We start from the raw sequence: 18,788 nt of genomic DNA, 5'->3' as shown, positions 1-18,788 counted from the left end.
GGATCAAGACATATTGTTGTGGAGGAACAAATATCTTGTAGTTCTGTAATTTCGAATCAAGTTCAAAAGTTGTGGAATAATTTTTAGATTTCTTTTGCTAGCAGTAGCAGATCTTATACTTTTTCGCCACAGCTTTTTAAGTACCTAATTTTCCAACTTCTCGCTTTGAATCTCGCAAAGACGCCAAGCCGCTAAGTTTTTCTCGTATTTTTAAGCTCTAATTTTCTGTTTTCTGTTTTCTACTTTCTCGCTTTGGATTTCTAAAAATGTTATAGAGTCTCAAAGTTTTTCTTCTGTTTTTTCATTAATACTTTGCGATTTTGCGACTCTGCGAGATTTTTACTTCCCCATAACTTTCGGACTTGATCCTTCAAAAAGAGGTAAAATTCTTTTCAATAGCCTCCAGCTTTAGCTGGAGATATAGAAAAGAGTAGAGGAAAGGCTTTAGCCGAATCTTAATAGCCTCGTAGTTGTTCAATTTTTAAATAAAAAAGGGACTGTCTTTTTATGTAGACAGCCCCTTTTTTTATATAATTTGATAGTTTTTATCCCGGAAAATCTCCGCCATCACCGCCTCCTTCATTTTTAGGAGCGCCATTCTTTTCTCTGTCGTTTTTTGGTTTGTTAAAACGGTAGGTAAACGATAAGTTAAACTGACGTTTACGCCATTGCATTTCACTATAAGAAGTTTGGCTTTCTAATGTTTTGTCATTTTGAAGATAGGTGTAGGACTTCATGATACGTGAATTGAAAATATCACTAATGTTGAATGCAATTGTAGCTTTGTCTTTTAACACATCTTTGCTAAAAGCGGTATTCATACCAAATTGCCCCAGATTTTTACCTTGTGCCGTTTTTTGTTCACCATTGTACATAGCAGTCAGTTGCCAGTCTATTTTGTACGGTAAAGTTAATTTAGAGTTGATTCTTGCAAACCAGGAATTGGCTTGATTGTCAAGATTTTGGGTAATAAGAACTCCTTGGCTGTCTGTGTATGAGTTTTCTCCGGTTGTTTTTACGTTGTAAAAATTGAAGTTACTGTTTAGTCTCCATTTTTTGAAAGGAGTGTAATTAAGGGTGAATTCAAAACCAAATTTTTGCTCATTTCCTAAATTGATCGGTGTATTCACAATTACCGGTATTCCGTTTACTTGGTCGCCATTTGGCGCTTTTACGAAGCTGAATACGTCTTTTGTATTTTCGAAATAGGCTGAGGTGTTAAAAGTTAATTTCTCCCAACGTTTAATGTAGCCAATATCATATTTGTCTGTTAAGGAAGGATCCAGATCCGGATTTCCTTTGAAAATATTAATGTTGCTGGAATAATTTACGGCAGGGTTCATAAAACGTCCTCTTGGTCTTGAAACACGTTTGCTGTAACTTGCTGTGAAGTTACTCTGATCTGAAATTTCGTAACTGATAAAAGCACTTGGAAACAAATTATTGTACTTTTTGGTATTAAACTCTTTAGTGTCTAAAAGATTAACCTGAATATTGGTGTCTTCCCAACGCAAGCCAAACAAATAAGAAAATTTATTGATTTTAAGTCCATATTGCGTGTAAAACGCATTTATGTTTTCTTTGTATTCTAAAGTATTTGATAATTTAGGATCAATAATTCCTGCCGGATCCAAAACAAAATATTCATTGTTTAAATCACCGAAACTTCCTTTGTATCCCGCTTCAAACTGACTTCCTTTGCTAATTGGCAAAACATAGTCTGCCTGTAAAAGAACTTGCTTTTGTACCTGATCGTTTAGTGTGCTGTTGTAATTTTGCGAGCCCGTAATTAAACTGTTATTATCGTCTCTGTTTCTTGAAATAGAAGCATCAACAGTAAGTTTATGACCTTTATCGTTAAAGTTCTTGATTAAGTTTGACGTGTATTCAAAATTTTCACTTTCAGTATCACCATTATTCAATCGGTATGTGGAACCAGTAAATACGTGGTTAGCATCAAAATTATTGAAACCGATTAAATCGCGGTCTTCTCCCGTATTTTTTTGATAATTGATGGCATTCGTCCAAAATGTATTCGGAGCAACCGTCCATTCGACACCCGCTCTTCCGTTAAAACCGTCTCTTGTTCTTTTAGTGTCACGATTTTCATCTAAAAATTCTTTGGTAGAACCGTCTGCTTTGAAATACTCTGTATTTGTTAGTCCACCACCTTCATTTGTTCTGTGATTGTAACCAGCCGTTGTAAAGTAATTAAATTTCTCGGTTTTATAATTTAGATTGGCACTTAATCCGTACGTTTCAGGAATTCCGGTCGACGCAATAAAAGTTCCGTTAAAACCTTGATTTTTACCTTTTTTAAGAATAATGTTAATCAAACCTGATCCTCCTTCGGCATCGTAACGCGCGGATGGATTGGTAATAACTTCAACTTTATCAATAGCATCTGCCGGAAGTTGGCGTAAAGCTTCAGCAACGTTAATGGCATTTGATGGTCTTCCGTCAATTAAAATTCGGATATTGTCACTGCCTCTTAAGCTTACATTTCCTTCCGTGTCAACAGAAACAGATGGTACATTATCCAGAACATCGCTTACCGTTCCGCCTTTTACCATCATATCTTGTCCGACATTATACACTTTTTTGTCCAGTTTTATTTCTACTGTTGATTTTTCTGCACGAACCACAACTTCACTTAATTGCGCTGCATCTTCAGATAAATTAACGGCTCCTAAATTAGTGTCGTCCTGAATACTTTTTTGTTTGATTTCTGTTGGTTTAAACGAAATAAACTCAATTTTTATATCGTAAGTACCCGGTGCAACTGCTACTTCGAATTCTCCTTTAGGATTGGTGATTCCTCCGGCAATAACTTTGGTGTCATTAGGAAGCATAATAGAAATAGTAGCATACTCAAGAGCTTGTTTGCTAACTTTTTCGAAAACTTTCCCGGTAACTTTTACTTTGTTTTTACCGCTGGGTGGTTGTTGTGCATAGTTGTAAAAACTTGTAAAAAGGAATACAAGTACTACAGCAAATCTGATTTGTTTCATTGTTATTTTTGGTTACTTTTTTTCATTAGACACCAAATGTAGCTTTTGGTTTAAAGAGACAAATCACAATAAAATGTTAATGCCGTTTTTTATAATCAATCTAAGAAAGAAGCAACCAGATCTAAGTCTCTCCCGATAATGGCTTTTCCGTCTTTTATAACAATTGGGCGTTCGATCAGAATTGGATTATCGACCATTGCCTGAATAATTTCATCATCGCCTAGCGTTTTTTCTTTATAATTTTCAATCCACACTTTTTCTTTGATTCTTACTAATTGAATAGGTTCTAAATTTAGTTTTTGAAGTAATGCTTTTAAATCTTCAAAAGAAGGGGTTTCGGTCAGGTAAGGAATGATTTTGTAATCCTCTTTAGATTGATCTAAGAAGACAAGGCAGTTTCTTGATTTTCCGCAACGTGGATTGTGATAGATTTCGATCATTTTAGTATTTTTAATTTGTTATGAGATTGTTAAAGTAAAAAATTCGGTATTTTAGCAACACCAAAAATAAGATTTACTTATTAAACTGAATTCTCATTTTTAAACTTTATCCTAATATGTTTTTAGAACAAGGAATTAAACCCGAAAATCAATTTTGGAAATACCTTCTGGGGTCGGTTTTTATTATCGGAGCGTCGTTTATTGGGCAGATTCCTTTTTCGATTGCTGTACTTTATAAAAGCTTTAGTTCTAATGCGGTATTCCCAACAGATAATGCTTCTGTTATGAGAATGTTTGAGCCAAATGTGACTTTGTTTTTGGTAATGATCTCTTTTGCTTTTGCATTTGCGGGGATTTATTTTGTGGTGAAATATTTGCATCATCAGACCATTTTATCGATCACAACATCGCGAAAAAAAATTGACTGGAAGCGGGTTTCGTTTTCGTTTATTTTGTGGTCTCTTTTTTCTATTCTGAGTTTTGCAGCGGTTTACTTTGGATCTCCCGAAAAATTTGTGTGGAATTTTAATTTGATCCCTTTTTTGATTTTGGTGGTATTAGGCGCTGTATTAATTCCAATACAAACCAGTACAGAAGAATACGTTTTTAGAGGTTATTTAATGCAGGGGTTTGCTAATTTGGCCAGAAACAGATGGTTTCCGCTATTGATGACGTCGGTGATTTTTGGTTCGATGCATATTTTTAACCCCGAAGTAGAAAAAATGGGGTATATAATTATGGTTTATTATATCGGTACAGGCTTATTTCTGGGTATTCTAGCCCTTATGGATGAAGGAATTGAATTGTCCTTGGGCTTTCATGCTGCTAACAATTTGATAGGTGCTTTATTGGTTACTTCGGATTGGTCTGTTTTTCAGACACATTCTATTTTCAAAGACATGTCTGAGCCTTCAGCAGGCTTCGATGTTATCTTACCGGTTGTTGTGGTGTATCCGGTTTTACTCTTTATTTTTGCCAAAAAATATGGATGGAACAACTGGAAAGAAAAATTAACAGGCAAAATTGATACTGCAAATCATTAAATTAAAACGATCACGATGGAATTAACACATAAAAAAGTTCATAATTACTTTAGACTTAATGGGTATCACCTAAACGGAAAAGACTTGAGTCGAATTGGCTATAGTTATATCAAAGAAGGGGATGTTTACGAACAGGCGATAGGAGAGTTTTTATTGGATTGGTTCGATGATAAGGACTACATCGAAACGAAGACTTCGGGCACAACTGGCCTTCCAAAATTGTTGCGATTAGAAAAGCGGGCTATGATTCAATCAGCTTTAGCAACGGGAGATTTTTTTGATTTAAATCCCGGAGATAAAGCATTGCTTTGTCTGCCGGTTCAGTTTATAGCAGGTAAAATGATGTTGGTTCGCAGTTTTATTTTAGGTTTGAATCTCGATGTGGTATCGCCAAGTGTGGCACCATTAGGGCTAAGGAAGGAACGGTATGATTTTGTAGCAATGGTTCCTTTGCAAGTTCAAAATTCAATAGAGGAATTAAAGAATGTGAAAAAGTTAATTATTGGCGGTGCAAAAATTGATACTGTTTTAGAAGAAAAATTATTGCCATTAAAGACCGAAATATATGAAACGTACGGCATGACCGAGACGATAACACATATTGCTGCTAAAAGGGTAGGAGAAGCTGCTTTTTCGATTTTGCCGAATGTAAAAATAGCAAAAGACGATCGTGATTGTTTGGTGATTTCTGTGCCTGCTGTTTCAGATCAGCCAATTGTTACAAATGATTTAATTGAGCTGGTAAACGAAAATCAGTTTGTGTTTCTAGGACGAATTGATAATGTGATTAACAGTGGAGGGGTGAAACTTATTCCGGAACAGATAGAAACCAAACTAACTGGAAAAATAGCGAATCGCTTTTTTGTAACAAGCTTGCCTGATTCTGTTTTAGGAGAAAAGCTAATCTTGGTCATTGAAGGTGAAAAACAAGAGTTTGCTACTGATTTCTTTGATGTTTTAGGCAAGTTTGAAAAGCCAAAAGAAATTGTTTTCGTCCCAAAATTCAAAGAAAACGAAAACGGAAAATTGTTACGCAAAAAAAGTTTACTAAACTAAGTTTTGAAAATTCCAATTTAAAAAAAATCCCAAATTCCAATTTACAGGTTGGAATTTGGGATTTTTTTATTGGAATTTAATCTTTAGTTTGGAGTTTGAATTTAATTTTTCGCAATTCCAAATTTCAAAAAAAATAGAAATTCCAAATCCCAACAGTATTGGAATTTGGAATTTTTTTATTGGAATTTACCCCAAAGTTTCTTTTCGCTCTAACAGGGCCATATAGAATCCGTCAAAACCAGATTCTGAAGCTAATATTTTACGATCTTTTATGAAGGTAAATTGTTTTCCGATTTCGGTTTTAAGGAAACGTTCTACTTGCTCTTGGTTTTCTGATGGTAAAACAGAACAAGTTGCGTAAACTAATTTTCCGCCCGGTTTTACAATTTTAGAATAACTCTCTAAAACTTCTGCCTGAACTTTACGAATGTTATCGATAAATTCCGGTTGTAATTTCCATTTTGCATCAGGATTTCTTTTTAGAACTCCTAAGCCACTACAAGGTGCATCGATCAATACACGATCCGCTTTTTCGTGTAATTTCTTGATTACTTTTGTGGTGTCGATAATACGATATTCGATATTAAAAGCACCATTTCTTTTGGCTCTTAATTTTAATTGTTTCAATTTGCTTTCATACAAATCCATTGCAATCAATTGTCCTTTGTTTTCCATTAAAGAAGCGATATGCAATGTTTTTCCACCGGCACCGGCACAAGTATCTACAACTCGCATTCCTGGTTTTACATCAAGGAAACCGGCAACCAATTGTGAGTTGGCATCCTGAACTTCAAAAAGTCCTTGTTTAAAAGCATCTGTCAAAAATACATTGGCTCTTTCTTTTAGAACTAAAGCTTCAGGTTGATCTTTTAAATATTCTGTTTCAATATTCAAATCCATCAAGGTGTTTCTCAGGTTTTCTTTCGTTCCTTTAAGTGTATTGGTTCTTAAAATAACTTTAGCAGGTTGGTTTTGTGCAGCAATTTCTGTTGCCCAAACTTTTTCGCCTAGCTCTTTAACTCCTAATTCATCCATCCAGTCCGGAATAGACTCTTTTAAAGCTCTGATTTTTGAAAGTTCGTCAAAACGACCTTTTATTTTTCTTTCAGGAGTTCCTTCCAATTGTCTCCAATCCGGAATCGGGTATCCTCTTAAAACAGCCCAAACGGCAAACATTCTCCATAGATTGTCTCTGTCGAAAGGTTCTTTAACTTCGGCAATTTCAGCGTATAATCGTTTCCAACGAACTATTTCGTATATGGTTTCAGCAACAAATTTCCTGTCAGAACTTCCCCAACGTTTGTCTTTTTTTAAGGCTCTTGCTACCACTTTGTCTGCGTATTCTCCTTCATTGAAGATAGCGTTCAAAGAATCAATGGTAGTATAAACTAAATTTCTGTGTAATCTCATTTTAATTATTTGAGTTGCAAAGGTACTATTAATTGATTGAAAGTTAAATTTTTAATTTTGATTGTTATTTTGACTTTCATTAAAAAGAAAAAAAACACTCTAATAAAGTATAAAAGAGTGTTTTTCTGTATTTATTTTAGAATACCTTTATTTTGTAATTCGGGTTAATCCAATATTTTCAGGAGCATGAAGCACCATTGGGAATTTTTCTATTTTTACAGAACTACTGTCCAGACCAAAAGCTCTTTCTTCAGATAAACTTAGTTTTTTGATGAAGAAATAAGAGTTCATGATAATATTTTCGTGCCATCTTAAATCATTATCGTTAGAAAGGAACTTCTCAGACAATACAAATTTAAAGTCTCCGATAATATTGTTTTTGTTCAATGATTCATAACGGCTGGTGATATCAACTTCGCCTCTTTTTACCATATCTCTGATTACTTCACGGAACATTAAATTGATTTTCGTAGGCTCTCTAAAACCTAAATTAAAATCGATTCTGTAAATATCATCTTTAGCGATTTCGGTCACTTTGTACTGTGTTTTGTAAGGCTCAGTCAAAATGTTAACGTGTACAAACCAATAGATGTCAGCTCTTTTCGGACGTTTTTGCAAGATCGAATACATTACCTTTTGCTCCAGTTCGTCTACACGATTGGCATTGGTCATATAAACTAAATGCGTGGCATATTTTGGGATTGTTAAGTCTTCACTTAACTCCATTAATACTTTTTTGTAATCGTCAATTTTGACAATTTTAGTATAGTTTTTATTAATTTTCTTAGCCAGATACCAGATAGTCATAACCGAAATTAAAACGGCTGCAATGATTAAAGTTACATAACCACCTTCGGCAAATTTGGTCACATTGGCAATCAAAAAGCTAAATTCAATTAACAAATAAATCGTAATTAACGGCACCATGAAAAACAATTTAATACGTTTCATGATGAGGTAATAGTTTAATAAGATCGTGGTCATAATCATACATAATACGATGGCAAGACCGTAGGCATGCTCCATATTACTTGATTTTTCGAAGTGTAGTACAATACCAACACAACCAAAAAACAACAACCAGTTAATAGAAGGAATATACAATTGACCTTTTACTTCGGTCGGATATTTGATTTTTACTTTTGGCCAGAAATTCAAACGCATGGCTTCGTTGATCAAAGTAAACGACCCACTAATTAAAGCTTGTGACGCAATTACTGCTGCTAAAGTTGCGATAACAATTCCTACCGGTTGAAACCAATCCGGCATGATCAGGTAAAACGGATTTCCGTTTTCTCCTCCTAAAGCTTGCAAGGTTTGACCTTCGTGGTGAATTAAATACGCTGCCTGACCAAAATAGTTTAATACTAAAGTCATTTTAACGAAAATCCAGCTGATTCTGATGTTTTTTCTACCACAGTGTCCCATGTCTGAGTACAAAGCTTCTGCCCCTGTTGTACATAAAAATACCAATCCAAGTACAAAGAATCCTTCCGGATGTATCTGTAATAAATGGTAAGCATAATAAGGGTTAATTGCTTTTATAACTTCAGGATGACTGGCAATTTGAATGGTTCCCAGTGTTCCTAACATAGCAAACCAAATCAACATCATCGGTGCAAAGAATTTACCGACTAGTTTGGTTCCAAATTGTTGAATGGTAAACAGGATAAACAAAATTCCGATAACAATTGGAATGGTGTTGATCTCCGGATAATAGGTTTTAATTCCTTCTACAGCAGATGAAACGGAGATGGGTGGCGTGATAATACCATCGGCCAATAAGGCACTACCTCCTATAATTGCCGGTACTATGAGCCATTGTATTTTTGTTTTTTTGACTAAAGCATATAAAGCAAAAATACCACCTTCGCCATGATTATCGGCACTTAAAGTGATAAGGACATACTTTATCGTGGTTTGTAGCGTTAATGTCCAGAAGACACAAGAAATACCGCCTAGAACGATGTCTGCATTAATGGTGTGGTCACCAAGGATGGCTTTCATTACATACAATGGAGAAGTACCAATATCTCCGTAAATAATTCCTAATGTGATTAGTAGACCCCCAATAGACAACTTACTGTGTAAGTTTTTATGCGATGCGTTCATGTATATTTTTATAAAAGACGGTTGCAAATTTACTGTTTTAAAATATATTAGCGTCAATTATAATGGATAAAGATAAAAAAAAGCACAATCGTAAAATTGTGCTTTGATTTTTATTGGTGATGAAAAAGGTGAAAATTATATTCTTCTTCCTTCGCCTCTTGAGCTCGATCCGCTTTCTCTTTGTGGCTGACTTCCTCTTGATTCCTGATTTGCTCTTGGAGATTCAGATCGTTGCGGAGCCTGTGCTCTTGAACTGTTTCCTCTGCTTTCTGAACCACCACTGTTGTTCGAGTAACTTCTTGGACTCTCAGTTCGCTGTGCCGGAGCAGTTCGGTTTGAGTTTGCTCTGTTTTCTGAGTAGGTTCTCGAATTATTTTCGTTTGAACTTCTGTCAACTTGAGCTCGTGGCGTATTTTCTGTTCGTACCGGATTTGTCACGGTTGCTGAATTGGTTCTGTCGTAAGTGCCACGATTCGAGTTATAATTTCTATCCGTGCCGGTTCTATCTGTGGCAGTTCTATTTGTATTAGTTCTGTCGCTATAAGTTCTGTCTGTACTAGTTCTATCTGTACTGGTTCTATTTGTGTTAGACCTGTCTGTATAGGTTCTGTTGGTATTAGAACTTCTATTTTCGGTATAGTTTCTGTCTGAACCGGTGCCTCTGCCTGTATTGGATCTGTTAGAGTCGTAACTATTTTGACTTCTGTTATAGTCTCTGCTGGCAACACGTCTTTGATCTAGTTCATATCTGTTGTTAACGTTCGAATGTCTTTGAGAAAAACTGTAATTCGGATGTCTGGTTTCGTAACCGTAAGAACGTCTTGTTTCGTATAATGCCGTTGCTCTGTAACTTCTTCTTTGGTTTACATAGTTGTAACGGTTGTTTACGTTGATGTAAATGTTGACATTGTTTCTGTATCTGTAAATTGGGAAAGGTCGCCATGCCGAATAGTAAGTTGGATAATAATTCCAATACCAGGTTGAACAATACGGTCTGTAATTTGTAACCCAAAAAGAGGTGTAGATTACCGGAGTCACATTATAAACCGGCTCATAAATATAATTGGCTCCATATAAATACGAGTTCCCTACAATCTGAACCACAACTTTACTGGAGTTGTTTCGCTCTACGTCAATTGTTGCAATATCCTGATAAACATCACGGTCAAGTACAGCCTGAATAATTACAACGTGAGTTCTGCCTTCTACAGATTCGATAACACGTAAATAATCAACCTGATCATCATCGTTTAAGTCAAGATTCGAAATCTGATATTTTGGATCGTTTAAGCGTCTCTCAAAATCCTGAAGATTTGCTGATTCTCCAAATATGGAAGCAACAGCTCTAAGATCTAAATTATCGCTTATATCTGAATTTTTTGCATAAACAGTAGTTTGATCTTGTGCCTGAATGCTACTAAAACCTAATGTTAGTAATGCTATAAAAAGTAATTTGGTTTTCATGACAAATCATATTAAGATTAATATTTGGAGGTATCCAATTACTGTGCCAGAAAAAAAAACAAAACCTATTTTATATGTTATAAATAATTGTATTTTAGCAAGAAAAATAAATAATCGATATGAAAAAAGGGATCCTGTTTTTTAGTGCTTTTGTCTTGCTTGTGTCTTTTAAAACGTTGAATAACAACGATGAAGAAGTCGTAAATAGTGGTTTTACCTCAGTGCAAATAGAAACTTTAGTTCAGGATAAAATTAGTATTCGTGCCATTTCAATTGATAAAAACAAGGTGTGGTATGGAGGAGATAATTCCCGTTTTGGTTATTTTGATTTAGATAAAAAAGAAAAATTTGAAGATCGTATTTATCGGGATACTTTAAAGTTAGAGTTCCGAAGTATTGCTCAGACTTCAAAAAATGTTTTTTTATTAAGTGTCGCTAATCCGGCATTGTTGTATCAGGTTTCTAAAAAAACACTTAAGGTCAAATTAGTTTACAAGGAGATCAACCCAAAAGTGTTTTACGACAGCATGCAGTTCTGGAATGATAAAGAAGGAATTGCTATTGGTGACCCTATAGAAGATACTTTTTCGATTATTGTTACCCGTGACGGAGGTGAAACCTGGACCAAAATCCTTTCGGATAAATTACCAACAAATGCCAAGGGAGAAGCCGCTTTTGCTGCCAGTAATTCTAATATCGTAATTAAAGGAAATGATACCTGGTTGGTGTCCGGAGGTAAAAAAGCGCGTGTTTTTCATTCATCGGATAAAGGAAGAACCTGGAAAGTTGTGGATACGCCAATTGTTCAGGGAAAAACAATGACGGGTATTTTTACTGCCGATTTTTATGATTCTAAACATGGATTTGTTGCCGGGGGAGATTACGAACTTCCGGAGCAGAAAACAGATAATAAGGCCTTTACAAAAGACGGAGGGAAAACCTGGGAATTAACGGGACAGGATCAGGGATTTGGGTATGCTTCATGTGTGCAATACGTGCCGGGAAGTAATGCTAAAGAATTGGTTTGTGTGGGAGCTTCGGGAATCCAGTACTCTCAGGACGGTGGGGCAAACTGGAAAGAATTATCCAATGATACTAAACTCTTTACGATTCGTTTTATTAATAAAAATACTGCAATCGCGGCTGGTTATAATAAAATGGTCCGAATTCATTTTCTATAAAATAATAAGAACCCTAAATAATAAAGTAAGTATTATTATATAGGGTTCCTATCGCTGTTGTTTCTTGTGGAATTAGTTTTTTCCTGCTTTATCTCGATATTGTTTTAATAACTTTCGATTAAAATCATCTTCTGATTTTTTAAGCTTTAATATTTTTTTTGCCGAAAGAATCTTTTTAAGATTTGCGGAATACTTTTCGCGTAAAAGATACAATTCCTTATCGGTGCTTTCTATTTGAGAAAGTAGTGCGGCAGCTTCTTTTTCTGAAAGTGAATTGATGTTGTCATCGTCTAATTTACGAAGATACATTTTCATTTTATCATGACGTAATTCAAATTGTTTGTCGTCATACGCATTATAAACAGGCCAGAATTTTTCTGCTTCTGTTGAAGTAAGTTCAAGTTCAGTAGTCAAAAATGAAACTTTGTAAGCCTTGATTTTTTCTCGTTTTTCGTCTGATTTATCGCTTTGTGCATAAAATGAAAAACTAACGAAAAATAGAAGTATTGGAAGTATATTTTTGATTTTCATATTTTTGAGTTTTTTGTTTTATTCTGAAATTAAATTTTCAATATTAGGATTGGTAGCCAGGACATCTTCAAGAGTTTCGTCTTCAAGAGCAACATTTTTGTTCAGAGATTCGATATCTTTTGTGTCAAGCTGATTAATTAAATCGTATTGGTTCAGATTAGACTGATAGGCCAAATAGGTTTCTAAGGTTTTTTCATCCAGTTCTTTTGATGTGTTTTTGTAATTGTTTACGATCGGAATCATAAGTGCAAAAACAACAACGGCAGCAGCGAGTAGGGTGAGTACTTTTTTACGTTTATAGAACGGAATGACTTTTACTTCAGGCTCATTAATTTGCTGTAAAACTTTTGCCGAAAAATCATTAAAATAGTTTTCCGGAGTTTTAAATCCTGTTGTTATTTTCGGTTCGTTTTCTAGTTTAAATGCTTTCATAATGTCTGTAAGATAGGTTTTGTCACAAAAGGTTTAATTTGTTGTGACATATAATTCAATTTTTTTTACCGCATGATGGTAAGATGCTTTTAAGGCACCTACCGAAGTGCCCAGAATTTCTGCAATTTCTTCGTACTTCAATTCTTCAAAATATTTCATTTTAAATACCAATTGCTGTTTTTCAGGTAGCGTTACGATCGCTTTCTGAAGTTTTATCTGAATATCATCTCCGTCATAATAAACGTCGGCTTTTAAATTGTCGATTGTTTTATTTTGAAGGGCCTCAGAGGTTATACCATTCAGTTTTGCTTTTTGATTCAGAAAAGTCAAAGCTTCATTGGTTGCAATGCGGTACATCCACGAAAAAAGTTTGCTTTCTCCTTTAAAATTTTTTAGATATTGAAAAACTTTGACAAAAGTATTTTGTAGCACATCATCGGTATCATCATGATTCAAAACAATGTTTCGAATATGAGAATACAAGGGTTTCTGATAATCAGACACGAGTTTTTGAAACGCTGTATTTTGCGTTTTAGGATTTAATAATTGTGCTATAAATTCCTTCTCGTCTGTCAAGCTTTTGGTTTATATCTTGTTAGAATGAATTTAAAAGAAAAGGTTTAATCTGCCTCTGTTATTTTTTAGAATTCTGATTGTTCTTCTTCTGTAGATGTTGCCGGTGTTACCGGTTTTTGTGGTTCTGTAGTTGCTCCAGTCCTTGGTCTGTAAACAGGAGTTGCAACAGGAACAACTTTAGGTTTTGTTGGGAAATAGATCTCCGTCATTAGTTTTGACGGGCTTTTTACATCTAGTTTATTAATCGTCAAGATTTCAAGATGGGACCAGCTTAATTCGGGAACGATTTTCTCGTTGTTTATAAAAGCCTTTGTTTTGGCAATTGCTTCGCTGGTGTGTGAGTAGTCTCCTGTAAGAGTTGTTTTTACAGCTTCAAAACCATTAAGTTTTCCCGATAGTATGTCACTGCCGGCACTGATGGAAATGTCTCTGTTTATAGGTAAACAAATCGATATTTTGGCTAAACCGGTTGCTGTATCGTAAGTATGGTAAATGATAAAAGGTTTTCCGTTAGTAAGTAAACCGTTTGTTTTGCTGAATTGTATAAGCTTTGGAATTACAACGCGGGCATTTTTATTTACTTTTTGAATCTCGCTTGTAAAAGTTTGTTTGATGTAGGAAGTCTCCGTTTTTTTAACAACGCCATTGACTTTAATGGTATACGTTTTTGTTTCGTAATCTAAGTTTTTGTCAATATTTACAAGGCTTTTTTCGTACATAGTTCCAATCACATTATCAGAACCACCATTTATAGAAGTGTAAATTTTAAATAGGAAGCTCATTGTTCCTTTTGCTTTCCAGGTAACTTTTGTTTTACCCGCCAATGTATCTTTGAATGTCCAATTTACGTCAGCTTGCGTTCCGTCAAAGTTCATTTTTTGTTGAATGCTTTCTCCTTCTTTTGTTTTCAGGGTAATTGCATTTCCTTTTCCTTCATTACCTTCCCAGGAAAAAGTGGCTCCGTTACCAATTGTTTTACTTGGAAAAGACATTCGCATCGTTGGATCTTCAACCGCCCATGATTCAAAATCTTCAAAATTTCTAAAATCATTTATGTAATTATAAACGGTATTTCGTGGTGAATTGATGACTTTGCTTCGTTCTATAGTAAAATCTCCTTTTTGAGTAGCTACAAAAACACTAAGGGCAACTAGGCTTAGTAACGCTAAAAGAAACAGATATTTTAAAATCTTCATTGGGTAGGTTATTTGGTGTCGTAAAGTTATAAATTTTCTGCTATTGCGTGGAATAGTACAGGAATTAAAACGATACTTTCGGATTATACTTCATTCAAAAAAAATAAAATGAACTCTTTTTTGAAAATGCTAAATGGAAATCTAACAGTAATTTATTTTTGATTTTTAAATATAAGAAAAAAATCGATACTTATCTTTTAAAAAAGAATTTGATCACAAACAGGATCACAATAAAAAGCAGGAAGGTGAGCAATACTTTGTAGTTTCCTTTGTAGAAAATTTTGTGTAATGCCAAATCTTTTCGATAAGCAAAAATCATTACGATTACGAATGCAATAAAAAAACAGACTGCGAATATTAATTGTCCTTGACTAAACATAGTTGAAATTATTTTTGGCAAATTTAGATAATTGTACACGAATAGTTACTAATTTGGTAGTTCATTTAATTAAATAAAATCATGAAGAAGCAAATAGATGCAGTTAAGGAATTTCATACTGCTTTTAAAATCGGACACAGTGAAACGCCAATTGCAGATTTGGGAGGAAATAAAAAACATCTTCGTTATAATTTGATGAAAGAAGAAAACGAAGAATATCTGGAAGCAGTTGAAAATAATGATCTCGTAGAAATTGCCGATGCGCTTGGAGATATGATGTACATTTTATGCGGAACAATTATCGAACACGGACTGCAAGATAAAATAGAAGCTGTTTTTGACGAAATCCAACGCAGTAATATGAGTAAATTAGGAGAAGACGGTCAGCCTATTTATCGCGAAGACGGAAAAGTAATGAAAGGACCTAATTATTTCAAACCGGATTTTTCGAAACTTTTATAAAAAAAATAAAAATTTTTAAAAAAATAAACCCGACAGGTTTTTGAAACCTGTCGGGTTTAAAACTAAAAATATTTTTATTTATTGAACTTTAACAGTCCAGCCAAAAGTATCTTCAGAAAGTTTGTTTTGAAGACTTGTTAGTTTTTCTTTTAATATAGAAGCATACGAATTTTCAACTGGAGTCATTTCGTAGTAAGTATCTTGATAAGAGAATCCTTTGATTACACTAATAACGGCAGCTGTACCGGCTCCGAAAATTTCTTTTAGAGATCCGTTTTTAGCCGCTTCTACCAATTCAGAAACGATAACCGGGCGAACGTCTACATTAAGACCTTCTTTTTCTGCCATAGCAATTAAACTTTTTCTGGTAATACCATCCAAAATTCTTTCGCTGGTTGGAGCAGTCAATAAAGTGTCGTTTATTCTAAAGAACACGTTCATTGTTCCGGCTTCTTCCAATTTAGTATGTGTGGCATCATCTGTCCAGATTACTTGTTGGAAACCGTCTTTGTTTGCCAGATTAGTTGGGTAGAACTGAGCAGCATAATTTCCGGCCGCTTTTGCAGCACCGATTCCACCATTTGCAGCTCTACTGTAGTGCTCCGCGATAATTACTTTTACTTCACCTGAGTAATACGATTTTGCAGGAGATAATAAAATCATGAATTTATATTCGTCAGATGGATTTGCGATAACACCTGCTCCGGTTGCAATCATAAAAGGACGGATGTACATACTGCTTCCGTTTCCTTTTTGAATCCATTCCTGATCTAATTTTAATAGTTCATTTAAACCATCCATAAAAACAGCTTCAGGAACTTCCGGCATTGCCATACGAACTGCAGAATTGTTAAAACGTTTGAAGTTTTCATCAGGTCTGAACAACCAAATATCATTATTGTCATCTTTGTAAGCTTTCATACCTTCAAAAATAGCCTGACCATAGTGGAAGACTTTTGAAGAAGGGTCCATCAGAATAGGAGCATACGGCTTAATGACAGGATTTTGCCACTGACCGTCTTTAAAATCACATTCAAATAAATGGTCTGTAAAAACAGCACCAAAGCTTAGGTTTTCAAAATCAACTCCGCTTATTTTCGATGAAGTAGCTTTTCTGATTTCAATTTTGCTTGTTTGAGTTGTACTCATAATAATGTAAAGTTTTTTATGTAATTGCATCACTATAGAATGAACTACGGTAATGTTTTGGTATAAATAGATTTTATTAAATGCAAAATTAAGGAAAAATATATAATTTGCTTAGTATAACTGCATTAATTGCCGCGTTTAACTGAGATTTATCTATCTTTTAATAAACTGAAATAATTGGCATAGTTTTGTAAAGAATTTATGAAAAAACTCTCATTTTTTATGACTTTACGCAGTTGTTTTGACTAAATTTGACTCCGAAAATCGCTTGAAAATCAGCGATATTTTATGATAAACGGTTTAAAAGGTGAAAAGAGAAATAATTAAAACGCTAGATGGCTCAACCACAATTCATTTGCAGGAATGGGATGAATGTTATCACTCGAAGCATGGTGCAATTCAGGAAGCGAAACATGTGTTTATAAAAAACGGACTTTCCTTGTTTGAAGATAAAGCGGTCAGTATTCTTGAAATTGGTTTTGGTACAGGATTGAATGCCTTTATTACTTTTTTGGAATCGGCTCAAAAGCAACAGAAAATAAACTATGTTGGAGTAGAGGCTTACCCGGTTGAAGCAAAAGAAGTTTTAGAAATGAATTATGTTTCCGAATTGGAAGCAGATCAGTATGTTGCCGTTTTTGAAAAAATGCATGAATGCGAATGGAATGCAGAAGTTGAAATTAGTGCTGATTTTACGTTAACCAAAAGAAAACAATTTTTTGATGAAATAAACGATTTTGAAATTTTTGATTTGATTTACTTTGATGCCTTCGGATATCGGGTGCAACCGGAGCTTTGGAGTACCGAAATTTTTCAGAAAATGTACAATAGTTTAAAGCCAAATGGCGTTTTAGTAACATACGCTGCTCGCGGAGTTGTTAAAAGAAGTATGATTTCTGTTGGATTTACGGTGGAGAAGTTAGCGGGGCCACCGGGAAAAAGAGAAATGTTCAGGGCTTTTAAAAAGGTTTAAATGAGTTGTTTAGAATGATTCTATATTGATTTATATGTAATAAGAAAACGTATTAGTTGATAAAGTTTTTAAAAAAATAAGTTAAAATATACCATTCGACCTGATATTTGTTTAAATTTGTTGCGAGTTTAAAAATAGAGATAACCCCCAAAAATCTTATTTTATTATGTCTAAAATGATGTTTGATTACACGAAATCAATACTTGAGAGAGTAAGTTTCGATCCGATACTTTTCTGTAAGGAATTAGAGAAAGCTATCAAAACACTGTTACCGTACGAAATGGAACAATTACAAGAATGGTTATTAAATTTCATTATTGAGAAACCAGAATTAAAACAAAGTCTACTACTAATTAAAGTATAAAAGAAAAGGAGCCAATTGGCTCCTTTTTTATGCGCTTATTTTTTTTGTAGCGGACTGATGATTTGAACATTCTGAAAAACAATTGCTCCTTTTACAACACCGGCGATTGTAGATCTGAGGGCGTCAATGATTTGCATTTTTAATTCGCTTTTCGGGTAAATTAAACTTACCTCACGAGCTGGTTTTGGTTCCTTAAAGTTACGAAGTTTCAGTTTATCGGAATCTTTTAAGTCTAAGGTGTGCAAGTACGGAAGTAACGTTGTACCAAGGCCTTCGTCTGCCAATTTTATCAGGGTTTCAAAACTCCCACTTTGAATCTGAAAATTGGTCTGATCGATGTCAGATCCATTTTTGCATAAATTCAAAATCCCGTCTCTAAAGCAATGCCCGTCTTGTAAAAGTAAAATTTCATTTAGATTTAAGTCGGCTACCTCAATTTCGGTTTTTTCAAAGCTGGCGTGATGTTCCGGTATGTATGCTACAAAGGGTTCGAAATACAAAACGATTTCTTTGATTTTTTCGTCTTCAAGTGGTGTCGCGGCAATCGCAGCATCCAGATGACCATTCTTTAGTTTTAGAATAATTTCATCTGTGTTTAACTCTTCAATAAGAAGTTTTACTTTTGGATATTTTTTGATGAAATTGTTTAAAAACATGGGTAACAGCGTTGGCATAATGGTTGGGATAATTCCCAAACGAAATTCACCGCCAATAAAACCCTTTTGTTGTTCTACAATATCCTTTATTCTGTCGGCTTCATTTACAATATTCTTAGCCTGATTTACAATTTTATGACCAATATCGGTAAGTTGGATTGGTTTTTTACTTCTGTCGAAAATTAAAATGTTAAGTTCTTCTTCGATTTTTTGAATCTGCATACTTAATGTAGGCTGCGTTACAAAACACTTCTCGGCAGCAAGAGTGAAATTTTTATGCTCGGCAACAGCTAACACATATTGTAATTGAGTGATCGTCATTTTGATAGTATTTTTTGATACAAAAATAATAA

Annotated in this window: 18 protein-coding genes; 6 read left to right on the top strand and 12 right to left on the bottom strand. The window is 34.5% G+C overall.

What is annotated here, in order from left to right; translation table 11 throughout:
• Window positions 1–545 precede the first annotated feature (545 nt).
• Both AB674_RS03055 and AB674_RS03050 read right to left on the bottom strand, forming a co-directional pair.
• Complete coding sequence (locus AB674_RS03055; protein WP_047773739.1) at window positions 546–3,011, bottom strand: outer membrane beta-barrel family protein; 2,466 nt, start codon at window positions 3,009–3,011, stop codon at window positions 546–548.
• Between the two features lie 95 nt (window positions 3,012–3,106).
• Window positions 3,107–3,451: an arsenate reductase family protein gene (locus AB674_RS03050; RefSeq protein ID WP_047773738.1), complete on the bottom strand. Its 345-nt coding sequence runs from the start codon at window positions 3,449–3,451 to the stop codon at window positions 3,107–3,109.
• 116 nt (window positions 3,452–3,567) lie between these two features.
• Here AB674_RS03050 and AB674_RS03045 point away from each other — a divergent pair, with 116 nt between their 5' ends.
• The gene (locus AB674_RS03045) at window positions 3,568–4,494 is read left to right on the top strand and encodes a CPBP family intramembrane glutamic endopeptidase (protein WP_047773736.1); all 927 of its coding nucleotides are present in this window, start codon (window positions 3,568–3,570) and stop codon (window positions 4,492–4,494) included.
• Between the two features lie 15 nt (window positions 4,495–4,509).
• A complete protein-coding gene (locus AB674_RS03040) occupies window positions 4,510–5,550 on the top strand; it encodes an AMP-binding protein (RefSeq protein ID WP_047773734.1) in 1,041 nt (346 codons plus the stop codon).
• 186 nt (window positions 5,551–5,736) lie between these two features.
• Here AB674_RS03040 and AB674_RS03035 read toward each other — a convergent pair whose 3' ends face one another.
• The 3 genes from AB674_RS03035 to AB674_RS03025 all read right to left on the bottom strand — a co-directional run bounded on the left by AB674_RS03035 (window position 5,737) and on the right by AB674_RS03025 (window position 10,536).
• Window positions 5,737–6,960: an RsmB/NOP family class I SAM-dependent RNA methyltransferase gene (locus tag AB674_RS03035; protein ID WP_047773732.1), complete on the bottom strand. Its 1,224-nt coding sequence runs from the start codon at window positions 6,958–6,960 to the stop codon at window positions 5,737–5,739.
• A gap of 147 nt (window positions 6,961–7,107) precedes the next feature.
• Entirely contained in the window at window positions 7,108–9,072 is a 1,965-nt protein-coding gene (locus AB674_RS03030; protein ID WP_047773731.1) for a KUP/HAK/KT family potassium transporter, read from the bottom strand.
• 135 nt (window positions 9,073–9,207) lie between these two features.
• Window positions 9,208–10,536 carry a hypothetical protein gene (locus tag AB674_RS03025; protein ID WP_047773729.1) on the bottom strand — a complete coding sequence of 443 codons (1,329 nt, stop codon included), beginning with the start codon at window positions 10,534–10,536 and terminating at the stop codon, window positions 9,208–9,210.
• 119 nt (window positions 10,537–10,655) lie between these two features.
• On the opposite strand from AB674_RS03025, the gene AB674_RS03020 reads away from it, so the two are divergent.
• Window positions 10,656–11,717: a WD40/YVTN/BNR-like repeat-containing protein gene (locus AB674_RS03020; RefSeq protein WP_047773727.1), complete on the top strand. Its 1,062-nt coding sequence runs from the start codon at window positions 10,656–10,658 to the stop codon at window positions 11,715–11,717.
• A gap of 72 nt (window positions 11,718–11,789) precedes the next feature.
• On the opposite strand, the gene AB674_RS03015 is transcribed toward AB674_RS03020, so the two are convergent.
• The 5 genes from AB674_RS03015 to AB674_RS23025 all read right to left on the bottom strand — a co-directional run bounded on the left by AB674_RS03015 (window position 11,790) and on the right by AB674_RS23025 (window position 14,831).
• Window positions 11,790–12,248, bottom strand: coding sequence for a hypothetical protein (locus tag AB674_RS03015; RefSeq protein WP_047773726.1), 459 nt, complete (start codon window positions 12,246–12,248; stop codon window positions 11,790–11,792).
• An 18-nt stretch (window positions 12,249–12,266) separates the two neighbouring features.
• Window positions 12,267–12,680: a hypothetical protein gene (locus AB674_RS03010; RefSeq protein WP_047773724.1), complete on the bottom strand. Its 414-nt coding sequence runs from the start codon at window positions 12,678–12,680 to the stop codon at window positions 12,267–12,269.
• Between the two features lie 33 nt (window positions 12,681–12,713).
• Window positions 12,714–13,256, bottom strand: coding sequence for an RNA polymerase sigma factor (locus AB674_RS03005; RefSeq protein WP_047773722.1), 543 nt, complete (start codon window positions 13,254–13,256; stop codon window positions 12,714–12,716).
• A 65-nt stretch (window positions 13,257–13,321) separates the two neighbouring features.
• A complete protein-coding gene (locus AB674_RS03000; protein WP_047773721.1) occupies window positions 13,322–14,452 on the bottom strand; it encodes an SRPBCC family protein in 1,131 nt (376 codons plus the stop codon).
• 190 nt (window positions 14,453–14,642) lie between these two features.
• Window positions 14,643–14,831, bottom strand: a complete 189-nt coding sequence (locus AB674_RS23025; protein WP_047773719.1) for a hypothetical protein — start codon at window positions 14,829–14,831, stop codon at window positions 14,643–14,645.
• A gap of 81 nt (window positions 14,832–14,912) precedes the next feature.
• Between AB674_RS23025 and AB674_RS02990 the strand changes: the two genes are divergently transcribed.
• Entirely contained in the window at window positions 14,913–15,293 is a 381-nt protein-coding gene (locus AB674_RS02990; RefSeq protein WP_047773717.1) for a nucleoside triphosphate pyrophosphohydrolase family protein, read from the top strand.
• Between the two features lie 78 nt (window positions 15,294–15,371).
• Here the strand turns inward: AB674_RS02990 and AB674_RS02985 are convergent, their stop codons facing one another.
• Window positions 15,372–16,442 carry a branched-chain amino acid aminotransferase gene (locus AB674_RS02985; RefSeq protein WP_047773795.1) on the bottom strand — a complete coding sequence of 357 codons (1,071 nt, stop codon included), beginning with the start codon at window positions 16,440–16,442 and terminating at the stop codon, window positions 15,372–15,374.
• Window positions 16,443–16,749: 307 nt separating this feature from the next.
• On the opposite strand from AB674_RS02985, the gene mnmD reads away from it, so the two are divergent.
• Window positions 16,750–17,415 carry a tRNA (5-methylaminomethyl-2-thiouridine)(34)-methyltransferase MnmD gene (gene mnmD / locus AB674_RS02980; RefSeq protein WP_047773716.1) on the top strand — a complete coding sequence of 222 codons (666 nt, stop codon included), beginning with the start codon at window positions 16,750–16,752 and terminating at the stop codon, window positions 17,413–17,415.
• Between the two features lie 166 nt (window positions 17,416–17,581).
• The gene (locus tag AB674_RS23020) at window positions 17,582–17,779 is read left to right on the top strand and encodes a hypothetical protein (RefSeq protein ID WP_017496117.1); all 198 of its coding nucleotides are present in this window, start codon (window positions 17,582–17,584) and stop codon (window positions 17,777–17,779) included.
• 35 nt (window positions 17,780–17,814) lie between these two features.
• Here AB674_RS23020 and AB674_RS02970 read toward each other — a convergent pair whose 3' ends face one another.
• The gene (locus tag AB674_RS02970) at window positions 17,815–18,756 is read right to left on the bottom strand and encodes a LysR substrate-binding domain-containing protein (protein WP_047773714.1); all 942 of its coding nucleotides are present in this window, start codon (window positions 18,754–18,756) and stop codon (window positions 17,815–17,817) included.
• Between the last annotated feature and the right edge of the window lie 32 nt (window positions 18,757–18,788).

Origin of the sequence: Flavobacterium sp. ABG (genome assembly GCF_001027725.1) — a bacterium.
Lineage (GTDB): Bacteria > Bacteroidota > Bacteroidia > Flavobacteriales > Flavobacteriaceae > Flavobacterium > Flavobacterium cupriresistens.
Note: the sequence above shows the minus strand (reverse complement) of the source record. Positions and strands in the feature narration are given on the sequence as shown.